This window comes from Sinorhizobium sp. GQ132 (assembly GCF_059758575.1).
In genome coordinates this window covers 1-623 of sequence record NZ_JCAXDX010000052.1, presented here as the reverse complement: position 1 = coordinate 623, position 623 = coordinate 1, and the positions used below count along the sequence as shown (strand labels likewise).

Here is a 623-nt window from a genome sequence, read left to right as displayed (position 1 = left end):
GCGCTTGAGGATTCGGACAAGAAGATCGGCGAAGACGCGATCCGCGAGCTGATGGCTGCGGTTGACGCCTACATCCCGACGCCTGAGCGTCCGATCGACCAGCCGTTCCTGATGCCGATCGAAGACGTGTTCTCGATCTCGGGCCGCGGTACGGTCGTGACCGGCCGCGTCGAGCGCGGCATCGTCAAGGTCGGTGAGGAAATCGAGATCGTCGGCATCCGTCCGACGACGAAGACGACCTGCACGGGCGTTGAAATGTTCCGCAAGCTGCTCGACCAGGGCCAGGCCGGCGACAACATCGGCGCGCTGCTTCGCGGTGTCGACCGCAACGGCGTCGAGCGCGGCCAGATTCTGTGCAAGCCGGGTTCGGTCAAGCCGCACCGCAAGTTCAAGGCCGAAGCCTACATCCTGACGAAGGAAGAGGGTGGCCGTCACACGCCGTTCTTCACCAACTACCGTCCGCAGTTCTACTTCCGCACGACGGACGTGACCGGCATCGTGACGCTTCCGGAAGGCACGGAAATGGTCATGCCGGGCGACAACGTCACGGTTGACGTCGAGCTGATCGTGCCGATCGCGATGGAAGAAAAGCTGCGCTTCGCTATCCGCGAAGGCGGCCGCAC

At 63.6% G+C, this 623-nt stretch carries 1 protein-coding gene; it reads left to right on the top strand.

Features of this window, described 5'->3' with window-relative positions; translation table 11 throughout:
• Positions 1-623 (top strand): EF-Tu C-terminal domain-related protein (locus AC6CIG_RS29670; RefSeq protein ID WP_498324382.1); only part of this gene is annotated, 623 nt, incomplete at both ends.